Origin of the sequence: Streptomyces sp. NBC_00287 (assembly GCF_036173105.1) — a bacterium.
Taxonomy (GTDB): domain Bacteria; phylum Actinomycetota; class Actinomycetes; order Streptomycetales; family Streptomycetaceae; genus Streptomyces.
The window spans coordinates 2,686,651-2,708,842 of sequence record NZ_CP108053.1 but is presented as its reverse complement, the minus strand read 5'-3'; the positions used below and the strand labels follow the sequence as shown (position 1 = coordinate 2,708,842).

Genomic DNA, 22,192 nt, shown 5'->3' with positions numbered 1-22,192 from the left:
CGGCTCCCTGTAGCTTCGATTCTTCGGCGTACACCAGGGTACGCCCGTGTTTACTCAGCCCTGCCGTGAGGCCAACCCCATGGCCGCAGGGCTGATTCCCGGCGTCAGACGGCCGCCTTCTCGATCTCCCGCGGCTTCAGTTCCGCGTTCTCCAGTACCTCCCTCAAGTGCCGCTCGATGACCGGCAGCACCTCGTCGATCGTCACGTCCCGGCCGAGCTCGGTGGCGAGGGAGGCGACGCCCGCGTCGCGGATGCCGCAGGGGATGATGCGGTCGAACCACTTGTTGTCGGGGTTCACGTTCAGCGCGAAGCCGTGCATCGTGACGCCCTTGGCGACCCGGATGCCGATCGCGGCGATCTTGCGGTCCTCGCGGCGCTGGCCCGCGTTGGACGGGGCGTACTCGGGGCCGTTCAGACGGGCGTCGAACTCCTCGTCCTGCAGACGGGGGTCGAAGTCGAGGGACAGGCCGCCGATGGCGGGGCGCTGCTCGACCGGGTCGCCGAGCACCCAGACTCCGCTGCGGCCCTCGACCCGGGTGGTCTCCAGGCCGAACTCCGCGCAGGTGCGGATCAGGGCGTCTTCGAGGCGCCGTACATGCGCCACGACGTCCACCGGACGCGGGAGCTTCTGGATCGGGTAGCCGACCAGCTGGCCCGGGCCGTGCCAGGTGATCTTGCCGCCGCGGTCCACGTCGATGACGGGGGTGCCGTCGAGTGGGCGCTCGTTGTCCGCGGTGCGGCGTCCGGCCGTATACACCGGCGGGTGTTCGAGGAGCAGCACGGTGTCGGGGACCTCGTCGGCGAACCGCGCCGCGTGCACCCGGCGCTGCTCGTCCCAGGCCTCCTGGTACTCGACGGCATCAGCGCCGAACCCCAAACGGACGAACCGCAACTCACTCACGGCAAGCGCCTCCCTGGACGTCGTAAGGCACGAATGGTGCCTACGCCACTGTACGACTGCCGGTCGAGCGTCAGCCCTGGGGCCAATCCTCACACGATCGGATGAACGGGTGGGGAAGTGTGCGATCACCTGCTCACTCTCCGCTACATTCGCGCCGTTCACAGAGGCCATAAGGGCTGCTCACAGGCAATCCGGGCAAGTCAAAGGCCTGGAAGGCAGGAGACCGCACCGCAGATGACGGAACGACCCGCGCAGCGCACTCCCAACCGCCAGCTCGCCGCGCTCATCGCAGAAGCGGGGTTCTCCAACGCGGGTCTCGCTCGTCGCGTGGACCAGCTCGGACTCGAACACGGGCTGGACCTGAGATACGACAAGACGTCCGTGACCCGGTGGCTGCGCGGACAGCAGCCGCGCGGCACCACCCCCGCCCTCATCGCCGAGGTCTTCACCCGCCGCCTCGGCCGCCGGCTCACCGCCCAGGACCTCGGTCTGGACGCCTGCGCCCCCGTCTACGCGGGCCTGGAGTTCGCCGCGACCCCCGAGGAGGCCGTGGACATCGTCAGCGGTCTGTGGCGCAAGGACTCCGGCAGCCACGCCGAACTGCGCAAGATCGCGTTCACCCCGGCCGGGCTGGTGGTGCCCAGCCGGGACTGGCTGATCGGCCGGGCCGACGACAAGGTCGCGCACGGCGAGGGGCCGGTGCGGGTGCCGGTGCAGAACCGCCCTTCGGTACCCCGCCAGCGCGGCCAGGCCGAGCGCGGCCCCGGCCAGAAGGTCACCGGGGGCGATATCAACGCCCTCCGCTCGGTCGGCGAGCTCTTCCGCACCCTCGACAACATGTACGGCGGCGGCCATGCCCGCCAGGCCCTCGTGCGCTACCTGGAGCACGAGTGCGAGCCGATGCTGCGCGGCACCTACGGCGAGCAGACCGGCCGCCGTCTGTTCGCCGCGGCCGCCGACCTGACCCGCCTCGCGGGCTGGACCTCGTACGACATCGCAGCGCACGGTCTCGCGCAGCGGTACTACGTCCAGTCGCTGCGGCTGGCACAGGCGGCAGGGGACCGGGCGTACGGCTCGTATGTGCTGGTCACCATGAGCCGGCAGGCCGTCTATCTCGGGCACGGGCGGGAGGCGGTGCAGCTGGCCCGGGTGGCCCAGCAGGGCGTCGGGACCACCGCCCCGCCCACCGTCCAGGCGCTGCTGCACTCGGCCGAGGCACGCGGGCACGGGGTGCTGGGGGAGGTACGGGCGTGCACGGCGTCCCTGGTCCGCGCCGAGCGCGCCCTGGAGGCAGCCCGGCCCGGCGACGAGGTCCCGCACTGGGCACGCTTCTTCGACGAGGCGCAACTGGCGGACGAGTTCGGCCACTGCCACCGGGACCTGCAACAGTTCCGGGCGGCAGTGCAGCACGCCGAGCGTTCCCTCCAACTCCGGGCCCCCGCCTTCGCCCGCAGCCGCCTCTTCTGCCGAGTAGTGCTCGCCTCCGCCCGCCTGGGCCTGGGCGAACTGGACCAGGCCTGCGCCTTGGGTGCGGAGGCCGCGGGCCAGGCGGCTGAGATGCGCTCGGTGAGGGCCCTGGAGTACATCAGGGACTTCGAACGCAGGCTGGAGCCGTACAAGGACGCGGCGCCGGTGAGGGGTTATCGGGACAAGGTGGCGGCGGTACTGGGCTGAGGGGGGTCCGGCACCGCCGGCGTGGCGGTGCCGAACCGAGCGCCGCTACGCCGCCCTCGCCTCCGTAGCCACCGGCTCCGCCCTGTGCAGTGAGCCCGCCGCTCCCAGGTCCGTCAGGAGGGAGCGGGCCGCGCGGTGGGCCGAGTGCAGGGCGCCCTGGACGGTGCTGGTGTCGCGGTGGTCGCCGCAGACGTACAGGCCTGCCAGGAGGCGTACCGGGCGGTGGGGGTCGTGCGGGGGGCGCATGGACGGGACCGCGTCGGGGGTGTGGTGCACCGCCAGTGTTTCCCAGCGTGCTGTGGGTGTGCCGTACAGGCGCGCGAGGTGGGTGCGGACCGCCGTATCGAGGTCGGCCGGGGGTGTGCCCAGGATCGTCGACGACACCAGGGCCCGGCCCGCGGGCGCCCGCGTCGGGTCCACCGCGCTCACCACCGCCGTGTGCGCGACCGGGCCGCCCCTGTCGGCGTCCAGGAGCAGTGCGGCGCCGGTCGTCGGCGGCTCGTCCGTCGTGTGGTGGACGACCGTCACCGGGTGGAAGTCCGGGACCCGCAGGCCGGGCAGCAGTTCGGCGGCGGTGCGGGCGCCCGTGGCCAACAGAACCGCGCGGCAGCGGAACACGCCGTGCTCCGCCGTGGTCACCGAGGTCGTGGAGACCGAGGTGACCCGCACCCCCGTGTGCACGGTCCCCGCGGGCAGCGAGCGCGCGAGCAGATGCGGCAGCGCCTCCGCGCCCCCCTCCGGCACACAGAGCCGCCCGCTGGCGAAGGAGTGCAGCGCCAGATCCGCGCATCGGCTGGAGGCCGTCAGCTCCGGATCGCACAGCAGGGCCGACAGCAGCGGCCGTAGGAAGCCGTCGGCCGTGCGGGCCGGAAGACCGCGGGTCGTCAGCGACCGACTGGCCGTCGACTCCGGGCGGGCCAGCAGGCGTTCGACGGGCGTGCCCGCGAGACGGGCCAGCGCGGCGGCGAGTCGCGCCTGGTCGACCGCCGTGCCCAGCGGCGCGCGCGGCGCCGAGGCGGGCCGGGGGGCGCTCGCCAGGGCGCGCGCCGCGTGGAGTGCGCCCCTTGCGCCACCCTGAGGCGCCGGAGCGCCCACGCGATGGTGTCGTCCGTCGCTGTGCAGCAGGACCCCCGGAGCGAAGGTGCTCAGGGCGAGCGCGTCGAGTCCCGGGGTCAGTCGCAGTTCGGGATACGACGTGGACATCAGCTGCCCGATGCGGTCGAGCCGGAAGCCGTCGACCTTCTCGGTCGACATACGGCCGCCCACGTCATGGGCGGCCTCCAGAACGGCGGTGGTCACTCCTGCGCTGGTCAGCCGATGCGCCGCCGCGAGGCCGGCGATCCCGGCTCCCACCACGACGACGTCCGCCTGGTACGCGGGCTCAAGCACGTGCCCCTCCTCGAGGTTGCGCGGCCGGTGGAGACGTCATGCCCCCAACAGGCTCCGGGGATACCCGAGTTCGGGTCGAGGTTAGGGCCGTGATCGGTCAGGGGAAGTCGCGCATCGACAGGGCACGGTCGCACAACGGTCGCATACGGACAGGAGGTTGGTCGTACGTCATCGCAGTGCTGCCCGTACGGCCCCTTCGATGTCCGGGAACGCAAAGCTGAACCCCGACTCCAACAGCCGCTTCGGCACCACCCGCGCACTGCCGAGCACATCCCCGGCCATCTCCCCGAGCACCGTCCGCAGCACCGGCGCCGGCACCGTGAAGAGCGTCGGCCGGTGCAGCACGCGCCCCATCGCCGCGGTGATCTCACGGTTCGTCACCGGCTCGGGCGCGGTCACGTTGAACGGCCCCGACAGGCCCTCGGCCGCCATCAGATGCCGGATCGCCGCCACCTCGTCGTGCAGCGAGACGAACGACCAGTACTGCCGCCCGTCGCCCATCCGCCCGCCGAGCCCCGCCTTGAACAGCGGGAACAGCCGTCCCCACGCCCCGCCGCGCCGGGCCACCACCAGACCCGTGCGCACGAACACCGTGCGCACACCCGCCCGTTCGGCGGGCGCCGCGGCCCCCTCCCACTCCACGCACAGCTCGGGCAGAAACCCCTCTCCGTGCGGCGCGCTCTCGTCGACGACCCGGTCGCCGGTCTCGCCGTAGTAGCCGATCGCGCTGCCGTTGACGAAGACCCGCGGCGGCTGGTCCATGCTCGCCATGGCCTCCGCGAGTGCCGCTGTGCCCAGCACCCGGCTGCACCGGATCCGTGTCTTGTACGCGTCCGTCCAGCGCCGCGAACCCACGTTGGCCCCCGCGAAGTTGAGCACCGCGTCGCATCCGGCGAGCGAGGCCGCGTCGACGAACCGGGCCTCGGGGTCCCAGCGGATCTCGTCCTTGGCCCGGGGCGCGCGCCGTACCAGGCGCACCACCTCGTACCCGTCCGCCGTCAGGGACCGCACCAGGGCGCCGCCGATGAGCCCGGACGCCCCGGCCACCGCGATTCTTGAAAGTTCCATGATCCCATCCTGTCCCCGCCGTCATAAATGCCTGGTCAGCTCGGCCTGTCGGCGTCGTAAGGTGGCCGCCATGTCCGAGTCCCGCCCAGCGCCGCACATACGTATCGCCCTCCCCGACGACGAGGAGGAGCTGGCCCGCCTCGACCGTGCCACCTGGTCGACGCTGCACGCGGTCACACCGCGCCCGCAACCGCCGTACAACCCTTTCTTCGATGAGCGCCACCACCCCGACGACTATCTGGTCGCCGAGCTGCACGGCCGTCTCGTCGGCTACACCCGGCTTGCCTTCCCCACTCCGCTCGCCTCGAACGCGCATGTCCGGCAGATCCAGGGGCTGGCCGTCGCCGACGAGGCGCGGGGTCTGGGTGTCGGGCGCGCGCTGATCCGGGCGGCCGTCGAGGAGGCCCGGCGCCGCGGTGCCCGTCGGCTGACCCTGCGGGTCCTCGGCCACAACACCCCGGCCCGAAAGCTCTACGAGTCCGAGGGATTCGTGGTGGAGGGCGTACTGCCCGAGGAGTTCTTCATGGAGGGCGTCTACGTCGACGACGTCGTCATGGGGCGCAGTCTCTGACCTGGTCGTAGGCGGCGGCCGCGCGACGTCGGCGTACCGCGAGGAAGAGGGCGGCGCCCGCCACGAGCAGGGAGATCAGGAAGAAGACGGCCACGGGAACCTCCTGGAGATCAGAGAGGTCTCCCATGATCGGGGAGCGGACCGTCCTACGACGTGACCAGCTCGCCCGTGTCCACCGCCCGCGTCGCCTGCGCCGCCCGCTCGGCGTCCCCGGCGTCCCCGGCGACCTCGGCGGCGGTCAGCACGTAGCCGGTCTCGTCGTCGGAGGTGGAGCGGGCGAAGACCACCCCGTACACCCGGCCCTCGGTGGTCAGCAGCGGGCCGCCGGAGTTGCCCGGGCGGACGGTGGAGCGGATCGAGTAGATCTCGCGGGTCACGCTCTCGTCGTTGTAGATGTTCTGGCCCGTCGCCCGCACCCGGTTGGCCACGGTGGCCGCCTGCAGATTGAGATCGCCGTCCTGCGGATAACCGGCGACCACCGCGGAGTCGCCGCGCGCCGCATTGTCGTCGAACTTCAGGACCGGCGCCCTCAGTTCGGGCACGTACAGCACCGCCACGTCCTTGTCCGGGTCGAACAGCACCACCCGTGCGGCATACGACTGTCCCACCCCGCCGACCCGCACGCTCGGCTCGTCGATACCGGCCACCACATGGGCGTTGGTCATCACATGCCGCGCCGCGTAGACGAAGCCGCTGCCCTCGCGGCCCTGGGTGCCGGCGACACCCTCGATCTTGACCGTGCTCAGCTTGGCGGCGTTGGTGGCGGCCGCGGTGACACTGTCGCCGGTGGGCCGGGCGACCTCGGCAGTCGACTCGTTCTCGAACGGGTTGAACACCTGCGGGAAGCCCGCCTGGGTCAGCGCGGAAGTGGCGTTGGAGAACCACCCGGGGGTCGTGTCCGGCATCGCGTCCTGCACGGTCCCCAGCAGCCGGGAGTCCCGGATCGCCGACGTCAGCAGCGGCGAGGAGGACGCGGCCAGCACGCTCGCGGCGACCCAGGCCACGATCAGCACGGCCACCGAATTGGCCACCGCCCCGCCGATCCCGTCGGCCACCCGCAGCGGCCCCCGGTCCAGCTCCCGGCGCAACCGCAGCGCGAGCCGCCCCGCCAGCTCGTGCCCCACCGCCGCCGGGACCAGCACCGTCAGCACCGCGGTCACCGTCGCCGCGGTCGTCCCCGGCGTCACCAGCTCCATGACCCACGGCAGCACCCACACACCGATGACCGCGCCGCCCACGAACCCGGCGAGCGAGACGCACCCGGCGACCAGACCACGCCGGTAACCGGACGCCGCGTAGGCCAGGATCGCCAGCAACAGCAGGATGTCGAGCAGGTCCACGGAGCCGCCTTTCTCTCGGACCATCCAGTACGCACGGAACGGGCCCGATGATCAGCCACGCGCGCGTGGCGCCCGGACGGGCCACGCGTGCGTGTACCCCGGAAAACGCCGCAGACCATGACGATGGTTCCACCAGGTGGCAGAGCGCACATCGCGGGCGGAGCGGATCCGTCGGACAGTGGGTCCATGTGTGTCTTCCGACCGGCCTTCCGAAGAACGCGGGGGGCACGAAGGCGTCGTACCGCCCGAATACCCGGCGCGGCGCTCGTCGCGCTCGGCTGTCTGCCGGGGCTCGCCGCCGTGACGGCGCTGGTCCTGTGCGCGAGCGGCGTGGAGCGCCCCACGGCCGCCGTACGCCCCCTCGCGGCCCGTCCCGCCGCCCTGCACGCCGCCAGCCGGCCGCCCATCGTGCCGCGCTCGGAATGGCTCGACGAGGACACCCGTCGCAAGCAGCCGCCGCCGCGTTACGACGACAAGGTCGTCGCCGTCTTCATCCACCACACCGACTCGCCCAACGCCTACGACTGCGCCGAGGCGCCCCGCATCATCCGCTACCTGTACACGGGACAGACGGGCGGCCGGGACTGGGACGACATCGGCTACAACTTCCTCGTCGACCGCTGCGGCACCATCTACGAGGGTCGCGCGGGCGGCACCGACCGCCCCGTCACCGGCGCCCACACCCAGGGCTTCAACCACCGCACCGCCGGCATCGCCGCCCTCGGCACCTTCACGGCCGGCGCGGAGGTGCCCAAGGCGATGACCGACTCCATCGCCGCGCTGGCCGCCTGGAAGCTGGGCCTGTCCGACACCGACCCGCGCGCGAAGGTCCGCCTGGTCTCCAGCAACAGCGGCAGCCGGTACTCGCGCGGCACCACCGCCACCCTGCATGCCCTCGCCGGGCACACGGACGGCTACATGACCAGCTGCCCCGGCGCCGCCCTCAGCGCCCGGCTGCCCGAGATCCGGGGGCTGGCGGCCCGCCTACAGGGCCGCCGCTGAGCTCGCCGGAACCGAGGCTCACAGGAAGGGCACAGCGCTCCCGCAGGGTGCTCAGATCCCGCCGCCCTACCGTCGTGATCACAAGCCGACCGGAGGTGGGGACACATGAAGAGCAGCAGGCGTATGTGGACGGTGGTCTGTGCGGTCGCGACCGTCGTCCTGGGACCGGCCGCCGTCACGGCGTCGGCCCTCGACCAGGCCAACGCGGCACCCCAGCATCACGCGATGAAGGCCGACCGGACGCAGGCGTACATCCCGTCCGACCCGAGCCGTCAGTCCCGGAACCGGTCCCAGAGTTTGGGGTAACGATCCGCCAGTGCCCGCTCGTTCTCGAAGTCGACGGGGGCGCCCTCCGGTTCCGCGGCGGCGGGCGGGATGCCGAGGTCCGGGGCGACGGTGCCGGTGAGCTGCTCGTAGGCCTCGTCGGCCGCGTAGCCGAGCTCCTCGCCGTCGCCGTCGAACTCCTCGTCGAAGTCGTCCAGGAGATCGGCGAGCGAGTCGGGATCGTGCACAGCGCCCTCGTACACCTCCCGGCCCTGGCCGATCAGCCAGCACCGGAAGAAGTCGAAGGCGTCGTCGCTCGCGCCGTCCAGCAGCACCCAGGCGGCGCCCCACAGATCCCAGGTGTAGGCGCGGTTGTAGCGGGCCTCGAAATGACGGGCGAAGTCGAGGACCATCTCGGGGTCCAGCTGCAGGAGCCGTTCCACCAGCAGGTCGGCCTGCTCCTCGGGGTCGCCCTCGGCGGCCTCGCGGGTGGCGTCCACCAGCTCCCAGAACTCCGTCTCGTCCATCACGGGTCCAGCATCGGCCCTGGACGGGTGGGGCGCACGTGGAGTGTGGCGGATTGTTATCGGGCGTCCGCGGTTGTTATCGCGCCTGTTCCGCGCCGTACAGCGCGGCAAGACGGATCGCGTCGGCCGCGCAGCGCGCCCGCAGGGTCTCGGGCGCCAGCACCTCGACCTCCGGGCCCAGCGAGGCGAGCTGGGTGTGCGCGACCTCCTCGGACTCCACGGGAACCGTCGCGGTCACCCACCCGGCCCCGTCCGGCTCGCCCGCCTCCGCGAGCGCCTCCCGCGCGGACTGCGGATCGACGGCGTACGGCAGCCTGCGCACACCGTCCGGGGAGAGCCGTACGACGACCTCGGCGCGCAGGATGGACCGCGCGAACTGCTCGGCCCGCTCCTCCCAGAAGGCGGGCAGATCGAACTCCTCGTCCCGCTCGAACCGCTCCTCGCCGGCCTCGACGGCGGTGAACCGGTCGATGCGATAGACGCGGTACGTCCCATGGCCCGCGACCCGCGCGCACAGATACCAGACCCCGGCCTTCAGCACGAGCCCATACGGCTCCAGCTCCCGCCGCACCTCACCCTCGCCCCGCCGGTACACCGCGACGACCCGCCGGTCGTCCCACACGGCCTCCGCGACCGCGGGCAGCAGCGCGGGTGTCTCGGGCTCCTTGAACCAGTTGGGCGCGTCGAGATGGAACCGCTGGGAGGCGGTCCGCGAGGCATCCTTCAGCGACGGCATCAAAGCGGCGGACACCTTGAGCCGCGCGGCGGAGGCGGCATCCTCGAGCCCCATCTCCCGCAGCGCCCCGGGCACCCCGGACAGGAACAGCGCCTCGGCCTCACTGCGGTGCAGCCCCGTCAGCCGCGTCCGATACCCCCCGATCAGCCGATAGCCTCCGGCGCGCCCCCGGTCGGCGTACACCGGAACCCCCGCCTCCGACAGCGCCTGCGCATCCCGGGTCACGGTCCGCTCGGACACCTCGAGCTCCCGAGCCAGCTCGGCCGCGGTCATGGAGGGCCGGGACTGGAGCAGCAGGACCATCTTGATCAGACGTGCGGCGCGCATACGGCCATCATGCAGGAGGCCCCCACCGAAGTGAGGGCCTCCTTGACGTCCTGTCTTACAGGCCGTACTTCTCGCGCGCTTCCTTCACCGCCGTCGCCTGGGCCTCGCCGCGCTTGGCGAGCTGGGCCAGCGCCGCGACCACGATGGACTCGGCGTCCACACCGAAGTGACGGCGGGCCGCCTCACGGGTGTCGGAGAGGCCGAAGCCGTCGGCGCCCAGCGAGGAGTAGTCCTGCTCGACCCACTGCGCGATCTGGTCGGGGACCTGCCGCATGTAGTCGGAGACCGCCAGCACCGGACCCTCGGCACCGTGCAGCGCCTGCCGTACGTACGGCACCCGCTCCTCGCCCCGCAGCAGCGCCGCGTCCGCCTCCAGGGCGTCGCGCCGCAGCTCGGTCCAGGACGTCGCCGACCAGACGTCGGCCGCGACACCCCACTCCTCGGCGAGCATCCGCTGCGCCTTCAGCGCCCAGTGGATCGCCGTACCGGAGCCCAGCAGCTGGATGCGCGGGGCGTTCGCCGGCACGGTCACGCCCGCCGACTCCGCCGTGTTGAAGCGGTACAGGCCCTTGACGATGCCCTCGTCGATACCGAGTCCGGCCGGCTTCGCGGGCTGCGGCATCGGCTCGTTGTAGACCGTCAGGTAGTAGAAGACGTTCGCGTCCTCACCCGGCGCCGCCTCGCCGTACATCCGGCGCAGACCGTCCTTGACGATGGCCGCGACCTCGTAGGCGAAGGCCGGGTCGTACGTCAGGGCGGCGGGGTTGGTCGCCGCGATGACGGGGGAGTGGCCGTCGGCGTGCTGGAGACCCTCACCGGTCAGCGTCGTACGACCGGCGGTGGCGCCGATGAGGAAGCCGCGGCCGAGCTGGTCGCCGAGCTGCCACATCTGGTCGGCCGTGCGCTGCCAGCCGAACATCGAGTAGAAGATGTAGAACGGGATCATCGCCTCGCCATGCGTGGAGTACGCGGTGGAAGCGGCGATGAAGTCGGCCATCGAACCGGCCTCGGTGATCCCCTCGTTGAGGATCTGGCCGTTCTTGGCCTCCTTGTAGTACATGAGCTGGTCGCGGTCGACGGGCTCGTACGTCTGCCCCTTGGGCGAGTAGATGCCCAGCGACGGGAACAGGCTCTCCATACCGAAGGTGCGCGCCTCGTCCGGCACGATCGGCACCCAGCGCTTGCCCGTCTCCTTGTCCCGGACCAGGTCCTTGACGAGCCGGACGAAGGCCATGGTGGTGGCCACGTTCTGGCTGCCCGAGCCCTTGTCGAAGGAGGCGAACGCCTTCTCGGCGGGGGCGGGCAGCGGGGCGACGGCGTGCGTACGACGGGCCGGGGCGGGACCGCCGAGGGCCGCGCGACGCTCCTGGAGGTAACGGACCTCGGGGGAGTCGGCGCCCGGGTGGCCGTAAGGCACCACACCGTCGACGAAGTCGCTGTCCTTGATGGGCAGTTCGAGCAGATCACGCATCGTCTTGAACTCGTCCACCGTCAGCTTCTTCATCTGATGGTTGGCGTTCTTCGACGCGAAGCCCTCGCCGAGGGTGTGACCCTTGACCGTCTGGGCCAGGATCACGGTCGGCGCGCCCTTGAACTCGACGGCGGCCTTGTAGGCGGCGTAGACCTTGCGCGCCTCGTGACCACCGCGGGAGAGGTGGAAGCACTCCAGGATCTTGTCGTCGCTCAGCAGCTTCGCCATCTCGACGAGCGCCGGGTCGGCGCCGAAGAAGTCCTGGCGGATATAGGCGGCGTCACGGGTCTGGTACGTCTGGACCTGCGCGTCCGGTACCTGGCGGAGCCGTCGTACGAGCGCACCCGTGGTGTCGAGCGCGAACAGTTCGTCCCACGCCGTACCCCACAGCGTCTTGATGACATTCCAGCCGGCGCCGCGGAACTGGGCCTCCAGCTCCTGCACGATCTTGAAGTTCGCGCGGACCGGGCCGTCGAGGCGCTGCAGATTGCAGTTGATGACGAAGGTGAGGTTGTCGAGACCCTCACGGCTCGCCAGCGCGAGTGCGGCCGTCGACTCGGGCTCGTCCATCTCGCCGTCACCGAGGAAGGCCCACACGTGCGAGGCGGAGACGTCCTTGATACCCCGGTTGGTGAGGTACCGGTTGAAGCGCGCCTGGTAGATGGCGGAGAGCGGACCGAGACCCATGGAGACGGTCGGGAACTCCCACAGCCAGGGAAGGCGGCGCGGGTGCGGGTACGACGGGAGGCCGTTGCCGCCGGATTCCTGGCGGAAGTGATCGAGGTGGTGCTCGTTCAGCCGCCCGTCGAGGAAGGCGCGGGCGTAGATGCCGGGGGAGGCGTGCCCCTGGATGTACAGCTGGTCACCTGACCCGTCCGCCTCCTTCCCCTTGAAGAAGTGGTTGAAGCCGGTCTCGTACAGCCAGGCGGCGGAGGCGAAGGTGGCGATGTGGCCGCCGACGCCGTATTTGCTGCCGCGGGTCACCATGGCGGCCGCGTTCCAGCGGTTCCAGGCGGTGATCTTCCGCTCCATCTCCTCGTCGCCGGGGACGGGTGCCTCGGCGGCGGTGGGGATGGTGTTGAGGTAGTCGGTCTCGAGCAGCTTGGGCAGCGCGATGCCGGTGCCCTCCGCGCGCTCCAGCGTGCGACGCATCAGATAAGCCGCACGGTGCGGGCCGGCCGCCTTGGCGACCGCGTCCAGCGAGGCCTGCCATTCGGCGGTCTCCTCCGGGTCCCGGTCGTGGAGCTGGTCGAGCTCGCTGGGCTGGATGGCGTAGGGGTCGGTCATGTCGCCGCCTTCCTCAGTCGAAGGGGGTTCCCTCATCGGTAAGGGTTCGGGGGTGCCCTTGGTCTTTGGCAGGACAGGGCGTGGGTCTCGGTTCAGACCCGTCGGCGACTGTAACTCCCTGATCGATGATCGATCAAAGGGTTGAAGGGGAAAACCTCTCGATAACGAGAAAGTCGGCACGGGGTGCCGCTGGCGGTGGCACCGGGTGACGTGAGTTTTCCCAGGTGGGACGACGTATGAGCGGGGGTGCGCTCAGGTCTCGTGGCCCGGGCGTTCGCTCAGGGCTTGGGCCTTGCGCTCAGGCTTCGTGGCGCGGGGCGCAGCCGAGGACGTGAGCCTTGACCAGTTCCGCGATGCGCGGGTCACGCCGCCGGAAGGCCTGCACGAGCTCCTCGTGCTCTTCGGCGTACGACTGCTGAACGGTCCCCAGCCACCGAATGGAGAGGGCGGTGAAGACCTCGATGCCGAGCCCTTCCCAGGTGTGCAGCAGGACAGAATTCCCGGCGGCCCGGACCATCTCCCGATGGAAGCCGACGGTGTGCCGCACCTGTGCGGTCCCGTCGGCCTTGCGGTCGGCGTCGTACAGCGCGGCGACATGCGGCTCCAGCGCCGAGCAGTCCTCCGCCAGCCGCGCCGCCGCGAGCTCCGCGGCGATGGCTTCGAGACCGGCCCGTACGGGGTAGCTCTCCTCCAGATCGGCCGCGGTCAGATTCCTCACCCGCACGCCCTTGTTGGGCGCCGACTCGATCAGCCGCAGCGACTCCAGCTCACGCAGCGCCTCCCGCACCGGCGTCTGGCTGACCTCCAGCTCGGTCGCGATCCGCCGCTCCACGATCCGCTCGCCCGGCTGCCAGCGTCCGCTGATGATCCCTTCCAGGATGTGCTCGCGGATCTGTTCGCGCAGCGAGTGGACGACGGGGGCGGTCATGAGGGCTCCTTAAGGAGGGGCCACCCATCGGCCCCGGGTTTTGTCTCAACTGTAGATGGCGCAGGGGCGATCTCCTGCGGCTTCTCACTTGACAATTGTCAACCTTCACAACACGCTTGCGATGTTGCTTCGGCCACAGTCAAGGGGGTGAGCCGTGAAGCTGCGCTACAACTACCGGATCCATCTGAACCGGGACCAGCAGCAGGCGCTGGCTCGCTTCTTCGGCTGCGCCCGGGTTGTGTACAACGACGGTCTGCGTACGCGGAACGAGGCCTACAAGCGCGGTGAGCCATTCATCACCGACGCCCAGTTGCAGAAGCGGGTCATCACGATGGCCAAGAAGACCTCGGAACGGGAATGGCTGAAGGAGGCGCCTTCCGTCGCGTTGGTGCAGTCCCTGGGGGACCTGCATGCCGCGTACCGGAACTTCTTCGCTTGGCGCCGGGGGGACCGCAAGGGCCCGAAGGTGAACCCGCCGAAGCCAAAAAAGAAGGCCGGGCGTCAGTCCCTGCGCTTCACCCGCAACGGCTTCGTTCTGCGGGGCAGCGGGCGCCTGTTCATCGCCAAGCTCGGTGACGTCGTGGTCCGCTGGTCCCGACCGCTGCCGTCCGAGCCGTCGTCGGTCACCATCATCAAAGATCCGACCGGCCGGTACTTCGCTTCCTTCGTCATTGAGACTGAGGACCAGCCGTTGCCCGAGCTGGACCTGGAGGACACCGACACAGGGATCGATCTGGGTCTGTCCTCCTACGCGGTACTGCGCGGCCGGAAGATCACGTCACCGAAGTTTTTCCGGCGTGAGGAGAGGAAACTCCGCCGGGCGCAGCGCAAACTCACCCGTACGCAGAAGGGCAGCAACAACCGGCGCGAGGCCAAGCTGGCTGTCGCCAAGATCCATACCCGCATTGCCGACAGACGGCGTGACTTCATCGAGCAGGAGACCACCAGGATCGTCCGCGAGAGCCAAGCGGTCTACTTGGAGGACCTGAACGTGAAGGGCATGGGCAACAGCCGCGGCAAGCTCGGCAAGTCCGTTTACGACCAGTCGTTCGGAGTCTTCGCCCGCGTTCTTGAGACCAAATGTCACCGCTACGGGCGTGGCTTCAGGAAGGTCGACCGCTGGTTCCCCTCCACTCAGCTGTGCTCGCACTGCGGGGAACTCACCGGGCCAAAAGGCCGGCAGCAGTTGAGTGTGCGTGTGTGGACCTGCACCTGCGGGGCCATGCACGATCGTGACCAGAATGCCGAGTACAACCTTCGAGCCGAGGGACGGCGCATCCTCGCCGCAGGGTCTGCGGAGAGATAAAACGCCTGTGGAGCCCGTGTAAGACCCTGCAAGCCGGGGCAGTGGGCGGTGAAGCAGGAACCACCGGGCGGTGAACCCGCCTGGAGGAGGCCAAGATTAGACAATAAGGCAGCCGCCGAAGCCGGCAGCCGCGCAGCGCAGTGGCGCGCAGGGGCGCTTTCGCGCAGGTGAGACGAGACTTACACGCTACGGCCGACGATCCGGGCCCCCGGGCAGCGTCTTTTTCCGCAACCGCCAGGAGAAGCCACTGCCTCGCGGCTTGACGGTGTCCCGGGTGGGCGGCGTGCGGTACTCGGCGCCGACGAGGTGCAGGGCCTCTGCGAATACGCCCGGGGCGGCGAGGAGCTCGGGCAGGTGGTCGCTGTCCGCGCCGTACATCTCTGCTGCTCCTACGGCGATGCTGTGCGCCTTGCCTACCGAGCGGCCGTGGGCGAGGGCGCTGTAGAGGGTGCGGGAGTAGTCGAGGCAGCTCGTGTCGGTGATGGGGCCGCCGGTGCCGATGACGCAGGGGACGGTCTCGGCCAGTAGCTGCGCGAGCTTGGACGTCCAGCAGGCGCTGAGAACGACGAGGCGCAGCCCCTCCGCCACGAACTCGGTGAGCAGCTTGCACAGACCCTCGTCTGAGATCGGTGCGTCACTGCCGTCGTCGGTGAGGAAGCGGAGGCCGCCGCCAGGGGTCCCGCGAGCGGAGAGGTGGAGTACCGCGGGGGCGCCTCGGATCAGACGGTCGGGGAGGTCCCGGGCCTGGGCTGCCTGGAGGCTCTCCAGGGTGAAGGCGTGGGCGTACTGGGCGTAGGTGATGCTGCGGTGCATCTCGCGGTACTCGGCTCCGGCGTCGGGGGTGCCGGGGACTCGGGGGGAGGCAGCTTGGACCACCAGGATGACAGCGGGGGTGGGGGCGTCATTCGGTGGTGGAGGTCAGGAGCCTCTGGAGGAGGGTGCTCAGGGCCGGGGCGTGTTGGGGTGAGCGGCCCATGAGCGTCGTGATCTCGGTGAGGGCACGGGCGCGCTCGGACTGAGTGGGGGTGGGCCAAGGGGTGGGGTCGTAGGGGTCGTCTGCGAGGACCGCCGAGATGGCCAGGTGCGTGGTGCCGGTGAACTCGTCTTGGTGGACGAGGAGTTCGAGCAGGGCGCAGGCGTTGAGCAACTCGGCGTCTGGGGCGGCCAGGAGGGCCTGGATTCGTTCGTTCAGGGCGGTGCGGTCGGCGATGTACGCGTATGCGGTGGGGATTCCGTCGGCGCTGGCGAGGAGGAGGAGCGCGAAATGGGCGGCGGCTTCGGCTGATTCGCTGTTGGTGAGTAGTTCGACGGCTTGGTCATGCAGGAGATCGTCCACATGGTCCGCGAGGTAAGTCTGGGATTCCTCCCAGGTGGGGCAGTCCATCCAGGTGCTGAGGAGTTCTCCCGTGACGTACGGGCGGAACGCGGTGTCAGGGGTGTCGGTTGCGGCGGCTCGGGCGATCTGGAGATGTTGTTGGGCGGTCTCATGGGCGAGGGCCAGCTCCTCCAAGGCCATGGTCATTTCGGGGGATTGGAGATCGGTTGAGTGTTCGTCCCAGAAGGTGCGGGAGCTGACCCACGTCGGGCATTGGATCCAGTCGATTACGAGCTCGAACGCGGTCTCAGGGAGGTTCAGCCAGGCTGGGGCTTCCTCGCCGGTTGTCGTGCGCCAAGCGGTGTGGATCTGGGCGGAGCCTGTTTCCACCGTGTGATTGAGCTGGCGCAAGAGCTGTCGCGCTCTGAGAGAGGCGAGGTCCAGTCCTTCTGCGGGCGACTGGAGAAGACCGATCAGGGTGCGGATGCCGGCCTCGGTGCCTCCGTTTGTGATCTGGAATTCCGCGCGCTGGGCAGTGATTTGGCGCGCGGCTCCCCGGTGGCAAGTCAGGGACTCCTCTGCCTGGGCGTAGGCGCCGAGGGTCTTCTCGCGCGGTGCGATGTCGGCGAGGTTGTTGAGGGACATGGCGAGGTTGGGGAGGTAGGCGGCGGGGTTGGCTTGGGCGAGGGTGCGGTAGAGGTCGGTGGCTTCGGTGTTGGTGGTGAGTGCGGCGGTGTGGTCTCCGGTCTCGCTCTGGCGGTTGGCGAGGTTGTTGAGGGAGGCGGCGAGGTTGGGGAGGTAGGCGGCGGGGTTGGCTTGGGCGAGGGTGCGGCGGATGGTGACGGCTTCGGTGATGGTGGTGAGTGCGGTGGTGTGGTCTCCGGTCTCGCTCTGGCGGTTGGCGAGGTTGTTGAGGGACATGGCGAGGTTGGGGAGGTAGGCGGCGGGGTTGGCTTGGGCGAGGGTGCGGTAGAGGTCGGTGGCTTCGGTGATGGTGTGGAGCGCGGTGGTGTGGTCTCCGGTCTCGCCCTGGCGGATGGCGAGGTTGTTGAGGGAGCCGGCGAGGTCGGGGAGGTAGGCGGCGGGGTTGGCTTGGGCGAGGGTGCGATAGAGGCCGGCGGCTTCGGTGATGGTGGTGAGCGAAGCGGTGTGGTCTCCGGTGTCGCTCTGATGGTTGGCGAGGTTGTTGAGGGAGCCGGCGAGGTCGGGGAGGTAGGCGGCGGGGTTGGCTTGGGCGAGGGTGCGGTAGACGTCGGTGGCTTCGGTGTTGGTGGTGAGTGCGGCGGTGTGGTCTCCGGTCTCGCTCTGGCGGTTGGCGAGGTTGTTGAGGGAGGCGGCGAGGTTGGGGAGGTAGGCGGCGGGGTTGGCTTGGGCGAGGGTGCGGCGGATGGTGACGGCTTCGGTGATGGTGGTGAGTGCGGTGGTGCGGTCTCCGGTCTCGCTCTGATGGACGGCGAGGTTGTTGAGAGACATGGCGAGCTTGGGGAGGTAGGCGGCGGGGTTGGCTTGGGCGAGGGTGCGGTAGAGGTCGGTGGCTTCGGTGATGGTGGTGAGTGCGGCGCTGCGGTCTCCGGTCTCGCTCTGATGGACGGCGAGGTTGTTGAGGGAGCTGGCGAGGTCGGGGAGGTAGGCGGCGGAGTTGGCTTGGGCGAGGGTGCGGCGGATGGTGACGGCTTCGGTGATGGTGGTGAATGCGGCGGTGCGGTCTCCGGTCTCGCTCTGATGGACGGCGAGGTTGTTGAGGGAGCTGGCGAGGTTGGGGAGGTAGGCGGCGGGGTTGGCTTGGGCGAGGGTGCGGTAGAGGTCGGTGGCTTCGGTGATGGTGGTGAGTGCGGCGGTGCGGTCCCCGGTCTCGCCCTGGCGGTTGGCGAGGTTGTTGAGGGAGGCGGCGAGGTCGGGGAGGTAGGCGGCGGGGTTGGCTTGGGCGAGGGTGCGGCGGATGGTGACGGCTTCGGTGTTGGTGGTGAGTGCGGTGGTGCGGTCTCCGGTCTCGCTCTGATGGATGGCGAGGTTGTTGAGGGACATGGCTAGGTTGGGGAGGTAGGCGGCGGGGTTGGCTTGGGCGAGGGTGCGGTAGAGGTCGGTGGCTTCGGTGATGGTGGTGAGTGCGGCGGTGTGGTCTCCGGTCTCGCTCTGGCGGTTGGCGAGGTTGTTGAGGGACATGGCGAGGTCGGGGAGGTAGGCGGCGGGGTTGGCTTGGGCGAGGGTGCGGTAGAGGTCGGTGGCTTCGGTGATGGTGGTGAGCGAAGCGCTGCGGTCTCCGGTCTCGCTCTTATGTACAGCGAGGTTGTTGAGAGAGGCGGCGAGGCTGGGGAGGTAGGCGGCGGGGTTGGTGTCGACCAGGGTGCGGTAGAGGTCGGTGGCCTCTTGTGACGGCGTGAGCGCTGCTTCTCTCAGACCGGCCTCCGACAGCAACCGGGCAAGTTCCCCAAGCGCCCTCGCCAGCTCGGGCCGGAACACTTCCTCCCGCAGTTCCACGAGTTCCCGCACCAGCGCGATCCCCGTGCCCCCCGCCATGACCGCGTGCTCGACCAGCGACTCCCGCAGATAAGGATTCGCATGCTCCAGGACCGCGGCGTCCTCACTCTGCCTCCGCAGCAGATCGACGAGTCCGCGCGCGACCAGATACGCGGGCCCCGGCTGCCCGTCCCCGCGCTCTCTGCCGGACGATTCCCGCAGATGCTCGATGAACTCGCGGTGGTAGAGCCGGTACACGGCCTGGCCGCCGTCGCTGTCCTCCACGGCATATCGCCCGTACGAGTTGAGGAGCCAGTCCAGATGCTCCCGGTCATACACGGTCCCGCTCGTGCTGATCGCGGTGGCCGCCGCCTCCCAGACCCCCCGGGCGGGCATGCCGTTTCCCGTGCCCCAGGCGAGAGCCGTCAGCAGCTCCTGGGCCGCGAGCGGAAGCACCTCGCCGTCATGCTCCAGCTGGGGTCCGGCGGCAAGGTCCTCGGTGAAGGCCGCGGAGATGGACGCCGGAATGCTGGTCTCCCACCCCTCTGCGTCTGCCTCAGGCGCGTGCCTGAGCACCGAGTCGACCGCCATCTGCGCGAAGAGGAAGCCACCGTGACCGACAGAGGCACGCCGTGCGATCAGATCGGCTGCCTGTTCGGGAAGTCCCGTGGCATGGAGGCGACGACGCGCGTACTTCCTGATGTCGTCGCTGGTATCGGCTTCGTCGTCCAGACTGGCCGCGCGGGCCCGGATTCCCAGGATTCGGCTGACCGCCTTGTCCAGAGGTTCCCCCTCCCGCTCGGCCTCCGGGTTGAACGGACGGTCCCGGGAGGCGAGCAGGACGCATGCCATACGGCTCAACGGCGACAGCAACTGTTCGACGATAGGCGCGGCCTGTTCGGGGGCCGCCTCGTCCAGACCGTCCAGGAGAAGTACTGGGGGACGCTCAGCGGAGGACCACTCCTGCTCGACGTCGGCGATCAGCGCCGCTGGGGTCTGGGGAACATTCAGCCGCAACCGCCGCGCGATGGCCTCTGCCAGCTGCTGGACTGTGAGCCCCCGCAGGTGCAGGGGAACATCCACGGACCCCACTCCGGGATCCGGGTCGTCCTCGTGCAGCGCTTCGTGCTTTTCGATGTCGGCCCTGTGCCGAGGGTCCGAGAGCGTCGCCACCCTCCCCAGCACCGCCGACTTGCCGCTCCCCGCACTACCCGTGACGAGGAACAGCCCCGGCTCCCGGGCCGCCAACCAGTCGACGATCTCGCCGAGCACCCGCCTGCGCCCCGTAAAGAACCAGCCCTCCTCCACCCGGTCCGCCCCGGCCGCCGCCCTGACCAGGTGCTCCACCAGCTCCGCCTCCGCCTTCTCGGCCTTGTGCGGGTTCCCGAACATCGGCATGTCCTGGCCGAGGGAAGCGGGAATCGGCCGCTGCCCCTCGTCCTCGGGCCACTGTTCGAGGGCGGCCTGGATGACCGCGGCCCCGGTCACCCGCCAGTTGCGGGGACTCCACTCGTGCCGGTAGCTCTTGGTCCGGGGACCGTTGCGCAGGACGTCCGACACGGCTTCCAGCAGAATCCCGCGCCCTTCGGCCTTCTCCTGCGGACGACAGCTCGCGACCACGCCGAGCCAGGTCGCCCGGCCCTCGGGCAGGCTCCGCACTGACCAGGCGGACAGCGCCTTCTGTACGGACTCGACGACCCCGGCGCCCGCATGACAGGTGTCGATGAGCATCAGCACCTGATCCGCGTGACTGCGCACGGCCGCGCTCGTCAACAGCCGGGCCGAGTATGTCTGTTCCTCATCGTCGACGGCGTCGGTGTCATGCACTACAAGGCGGAGTTTCTGACCCTGAAGCACCCCGTGCCCGGACCACACCACGATCGCCGGCCCGTGCGACCCGCCCGTCTCCCATCGCTTCCGCCACTCCTCCACCGAGGACCTGAGTACGTCCCGACGGGGGTCCTCCACCACGGTGGGCGTATAGCCGTAGCCCTCCAACAGCGAGCAGAGTTCGTTCAACTGCTCGGTCGCCTTGGGAAGTTCGCGAAAGGAGCGGCTCTCGTACGACCGCACCACAACGCCAAGAACAGTCCCCTGAATCCCCTGCTCACTCACCCGACTCACCCACCAACGTCAGCGCCGTCACCGTCGACTCCGCGCGCCCCTCGACCCATACCGCCAACCGATAAGCCCCGCCCTCGGGAGCGGGAAACACACAGCGGTGCCGCCCGCCCCCAAGGTTCCGCAGGCACCGCTCAGACCCGGGCCGCCCATTAGCGGGCCGCAGCTCGGCGACGATCTGCACGTCGTAGTCGCCAGACACCGAGACCGACACCTCGTACGGCTCCCCATGACCAAGCAGAGACGGAGCCAACACACTCAGCGCCGGTACGTCCATGTCCTCCTCCCCGCGATGGAACGGGGCCTCGTGCCCGAGCCACTCCCACAGCGCGTCGCGCACCCCGCGGTTGTGCTGGAGGGTGCCGTGCTGTTCGTTGGGGGTGAGTGAAGTGCCCACCAGGTAACCCGTGCCCGCGGCATTGGCCGGCCGGGCCGACAGGCGGGGCACGGTGCCGTCGCCGCCCTCGTCGACCCCGTCGATCTCCCAGGCGGGGACCAACAGGTCGTCGGCGTACGACGCCGTCGTCGCGGTCGGCTGGCGGACGCCTACGACCGTCACGAGGTCGGTGCGGGTGTTGCGGGCCTCGGCCCCCAGGCGCAGCTCCTCGTGGAAGCGGGCCGCGTCGGCCAGCAGCTTCTCGTCCGGGCCGGGCAGACCCGTGAGATCGCGGGCGTAAGCGAGACCGTCGGCCGTCGACACGCACGCATAGTCCGGGACCAGCTGATGCAGCGAGGGGAGGGACCGGGCAAGCTCCGTGAGGTTCGCGCCGAACGGGCCCCAGCCCTTGCGCAGGCCGTTGACCAGGTGGGTCAGCGCGTTGAGCGAGCCGCGGTGTGGGGTGCCGAGGGTGATCAGGCGGCGGGTGACCTCGTGTCCGCCGAGGCATTCGACGTAGTACCGGGCCACCAGTCCGCCCATCGAGTGGCAGATGAAGATGACGCGGGCGTCAGCGCGCTCCGGGGCCGAGGACTGCCAGCGCTCGAGTTCCTCCGCGACCAGCTCTTCCAGGCAGTGGGCGTTGTAGCGGCAGGAGAGGCGCCAGTCGTAGCCGAACGCGACGAGGTTCGTGGGGGTGTCGGGAGGGTCGGTCGGCTGGCGGCGGCGCAGGGTGAAATTCCGCTCGAGCCAGTCGAGCAGGGAGTTGTAGCCGTCGACGGGGTGCCAGATGCCCGGGATGACGTGGAGGTCCGGCATGACGCCGACCGGACGTATGCCGTCGCCGGGGTGGTCGTTACCGATGTCGGCCGGCAGGCGCAGCCGCTTGACCGACTGGCTGAAGGTGCGCAGGGCCCGCCATAACGCGCCCCCCGACACATCCCAGACCGCGCCGCCGTCGGCGTTCGCCAGCCGGGTCCCCATGATGCCCGGAAGCACCACCACAAGGTCATGGACAGGTGCGCGCTTCATTGCGGCTCCCCCCGTTGCGCGTGAGTTCACTCACGGTAGCGGGACGGGGGAGGCCTCATCAGGTGAATACGGCGCCCCCGCCCGGAAAGCTCCGGACAG

17 protein-coding genes are annotated in these 22,192 nt (G+C 70.1%); 5 read left to right on the top strand and 12 right to left on the bottom strand.

The window, feature by feature from the left end:
* Positions 1 to 104 precede the first annotated feature (104 nt).
* Positions 105 to 902 carry a lipoyl(octanoyl) transferase LipB gene (gene lipB / locus OHT76_RS12345; RefSeq protein WP_328870836.1) on the bottom strand — a complete coding sequence of 266 codons (798 nt, stop codon included), beginning with the start codon at positions 900 to 902 and terminating at the stop codon, positions 105 to 107.
* A gap of 234 nt (positions 903 to 1,136) precedes the next feature.
* Here lipB and OHT76_RS12340 point away from each other — a divergent pair, with 234 nt between their 5' ends.
* Positions 1,137 to 2,576 (top strand): regulator, encoded by a 1,440-nt coding sequence (locus OHT76_RS12340; protein WP_328870835.1) that lies wholly within the window; start codon positions 1,137 to 1,139, stop codon positions 2,574 to 2,576.
* Positions 2,577 to 2,621: 45 nt separating this feature from the next.
* Here OHT76_RS12340 and OHT76_RS12335 read toward each other — a convergent pair whose 3' ends face one another.
* Together OHT76_RS12335 and OHT76_RS12330 are read right to left on the bottom strand one after the other, a co-directional pair.
* Positions 2,622 to 3,965, bottom strand: coding sequence for an NAD(P)/FAD-dependent oxidoreductase (locus OHT76_RS12335; protein ID WP_328870834.1), 1,344 nt, complete (start codon positions 3,963 to 3,965; stop codon positions 2,622 to 2,624).
* A 168-nt stretch (positions 3,966 to 4,133) separates the two neighbouring features.
* Positions 4,134 to 5,033: a TIGR01777 family oxidoreductase gene (locus OHT76_RS12330; protein WP_328870833.1), complete on the bottom strand. Its 900-nt coding sequence runs from the start codon at positions 5,031 to 5,033 to the stop codon at positions 4,134 to 4,136.
* Positions 5,034 to 5,103: 70 nt separating this feature from the next.
* Between OHT76_RS12330 and OHT76_RS12325 the strand changes: the two genes are divergently transcribed.
* Positions 5,104 to 5,604, top strand: coding sequence for a GNAT family N-acetyltransferase (locus OHT76_RS12325; protein WP_328870832.1), 501 nt, complete (start codon positions 5,104 to 5,106; stop codon positions 5,602 to 5,604).
* Here the strand turns inward: OHT76_RS12325 and OHT76_RS12320 are convergent.
* Both OHT76_RS12320 and OHT76_RS12315 read right to left on the bottom strand, forming a co-directional pair.
* Positions 5,585 to 5,731 (bottom strand): hypothetical protein, encoded by a 147-nt coding sequence (locus OHT76_RS12320; protein ID WP_328870831.1) that lies wholly within the window; start codon positions 5,729 to 5,731, stop codon positions 5,585 to 5,587. The genes OHT76_RS12325 and OHT76_RS12320 overlap by 20 nt on opposite strands.
* A 19-nt stretch (positions 5,732 to 5,750) precedes the next feature.
* Positions 5,751 to 6,944, bottom strand: a complete 1,194-nt coding sequence (locus OHT76_RS12315) for a MarP family serine protease (protein WP_328876512.1) — start codon at positions 6,942 to 6,944, stop codon at positions 5,751 to 5,753.
* A gap of 186 nt (positions 6,945 to 7,130) precedes the next feature.
* Here OHT76_RS12315 and OHT76_RS12310 point away from each other — a divergent pair, with 186 nt between their 5' ends.
* Positions 7,131 to 7,946, top strand: a complete 816-nt coding sequence (locus OHT76_RS12310; RefSeq protein ID WP_328870830.1) for a peptidoglycan recognition protein family protein — start codon at positions 7,131 to 7,133, stop codon at positions 7,944 to 7,946.
* Between the two features lie 105 nt (positions 7,947 to 8,051).
* Positions 8,052 to 8,252, top strand: a complete 201-nt coding sequence (locus tag OHT76_RS12305; protein ID WP_328870829.1) for a hypothetical protein — start codon at positions 8,052 to 8,054, stop codon at positions 8,250 to 8,252.
* On the opposite strand, the gene OHT76_RS12300 is transcribed toward OHT76_RS12305, so the two are convergent.
* From OHT76_RS12300 to OHT76_RS12285, 4 genes are all read right to left on the bottom strand, one after another.
* Positions 8,219 to 8,737 carry a DUF4240 domain-containing protein gene (locus OHT76_RS12300; protein WP_328876511.1) on the bottom strand — a complete coding sequence of 173 codons (519 nt, stop codon included), beginning with the start codon at positions 8,735 to 8,737 and terminating at the stop codon, positions 8,219 to 8,221. The two genes, OHT76_RS12305 and OHT76_RS12300, sit on opposite strands and share 34 nt — an antisense overlap.
* A 76-nt stretch (positions 8,738 to 8,813) precedes the next feature.
* Positions 8,814 to 9,800: a helix-turn-helix transcriptional regulator gene (locus OHT76_RS12295; protein ID WP_328870828.1), complete on the bottom strand. Its 987-nt coding sequence runs from the start codon at positions 9,798 to 9,800 to the stop codon at positions 8,814 to 8,816.
* Between the two features lie 55 nt (positions 9,801 to 9,855).
* Positions 9,856 to 12,558, bottom strand: a complete 2,703-nt coding sequence (aceE, locus tag OHT76_RS12290; RefSeq protein ID WP_328870827.1) for a pyruvate dehydrogenase (acetyl-transferring), homodimeric type — start codon at positions 12,556 to 12,558, stop codon at positions 9,856 to 9,858.
* A gap of 298 nt (positions 12,559 to 12,856) precedes the next feature.
* Positions 12,857 to 13,486, bottom strand: coding sequence for a GntR family transcriptional regulator (locus OHT76_RS12285; protein WP_328870826.1), 630 nt, complete (start codon positions 13,484 to 13,486; stop codon positions 12,857 to 12,859).
* 154 nt (positions 13,487 to 13,640) lie between these two features.
* On the opposite strand from OHT76_RS12285, the gene OHT76_RS12280 reads away from it, so the two are divergent.
* A complete protein-coding gene (locus OHT76_RS12280) occupies positions 13,641 to 14,792 on the top strand; it encodes an RNA-guided endonuclease InsQ/TnpB family protein (RefSeq protein ID WP_328870825.1) in 1,152 nt (383 codons plus the stop codon).
* 186 nt (positions 14,793 to 14,978) lie between these two features.
* On the opposite strand, the gene OHT76_RS12275 is transcribed toward OHT76_RS12280, so the two are convergent.
* Genes OHT76_RS12275 through OHT76_RS12265 form a run of 3 tightly spaced genes read right to left on the bottom strand, consistent with a single transcriptional unit; the run spans position 14,979 to position 22,093 of the window.
* The gene (locus OHT76_RS12275; protein WP_328870824.1) at positions 14,979 to 15,668 is read right to left on the bottom strand and encodes a CHAT domain-containing protein; all 690 of its coding nucleotides are present in this window, start codon (positions 15,666 to 15,668) and stop codon (positions 14,979 to 14,981) included.
* Positions 15,669 to 15,693: 25 nt separating this feature from the next.
* Positions 15,694 to 20,679 carry an ATP-binding protein gene (locus OHT76_RS12270; protein WP_328870823.1) on the bottom strand — a complete coding sequence of 1,662 codons (4,986 nt, stop codon included), beginning with the start codon at positions 20,677 to 20,679 and terminating at the stop codon, positions 15,694 to 15,696.
* Positions 20,672 to 22,093 carry a lipase/acyltransferase domain-containing protein gene (locus OHT76_RS12265; RefSeq protein WP_328870822.1) on the bottom strand — a complete coding sequence of 474 codons (1,422 nt, stop codon included), beginning with the start codon at positions 22,091 to 22,093 and terminating at the stop codon, positions 20,672 to 20,674. The genes OHT76_RS12270 and OHT76_RS12265 overlap by 8 nt, the downstream gene beginning before the upstream one ends.
* Positions 22,094 to 22,192: the final 99 nt, after the last annotated feature.

What these genes read in the sequence shown, in the direction of transcription:
- OHT76_RS12340 (WP_328870835.1), top strand. Translation starts at nt 1,137, where the DNA reads ATGACGGAACGACCCGCGCAGCGCACTCCCAACCGCCAGCTCGCCGCG.
- aceE (WP_328870827.1), bottom strand. Translation starts at nt 12,558, where the DNA reads ATGACCGACCCCTACGCCATCCAGCCCAGCGAGCTCGACCAGCTCCAC.
- OHT76_RS12330 (WP_328870833.1), bottom strand. Translation starts at nt 5,033, where the DNA reads ATGGAACTTTCAAGAATCGCGGTGGCCGGGGCGTCCGGGCTCATCGGC.
- OHT76_RS12285 (WP_328870826.1), bottom strand. Translation starts at nt 13,486, where the DNA reads ATGACCGCCCCCGTCGTCCACTCGCTGCGCGAACAGATCCGCGAGCAC.
- OHT76_RS12305 (WP_328870829.1), top strand. Translation starts at nt 8,052, where the DNA reads ATGAAGAGCAGCAGGCGTATGTGGACGGTGGTCTGTGCGGTCGCGACC.
- OHT76_RS12325 (WP_328870832.1), top strand. Translation starts at nt 5,104, where the DNA reads ATGTCCGAGTCCCGCCCAGCGCCGCACATACGTATCGCCCTCCCCGAC.
- OHT76_RS12265 (WP_328870822.1), bottom strand. Translation starts at nt 22,093, where the DNA reads ATGAAGCGCGCACCTGTCCATGACCTTGTGGTGGTGCTTCCGGGCATC.
- OHT76_RS12300 (WP_328876511.1), bottom strand. Translation starts at nt 8,737, where the DNA reads ATGGACGAGACGGAGTTCTGGGAGCTGGTGGACGCCACCCGCGAGGCC.
- OHT76_RS12295 (WP_328870828.1), bottom strand. Translation starts at nt 9,800, where the DNA reads ATGCGCGCCGCACGTCTGATCAAGATGGTCCTGCTGCTCCAGTCCCGG.
- OHT76_RS12310 (WP_328870830.1), top strand. Translation starts at nt 7,131, where the DNA reads ATGTGTGTCTTCCGACCGGCCTTCCGAAGAACGCGGGGGGCACGAAGG.
- OHT76_RS12320 (WP_328870831.1), bottom strand. Translation starts at nt 5,731, where the DNA reads ATGGGAGACCTCTCTGATCTCCAGGAGGTTCCCGTGGCCGTCTTCTTC.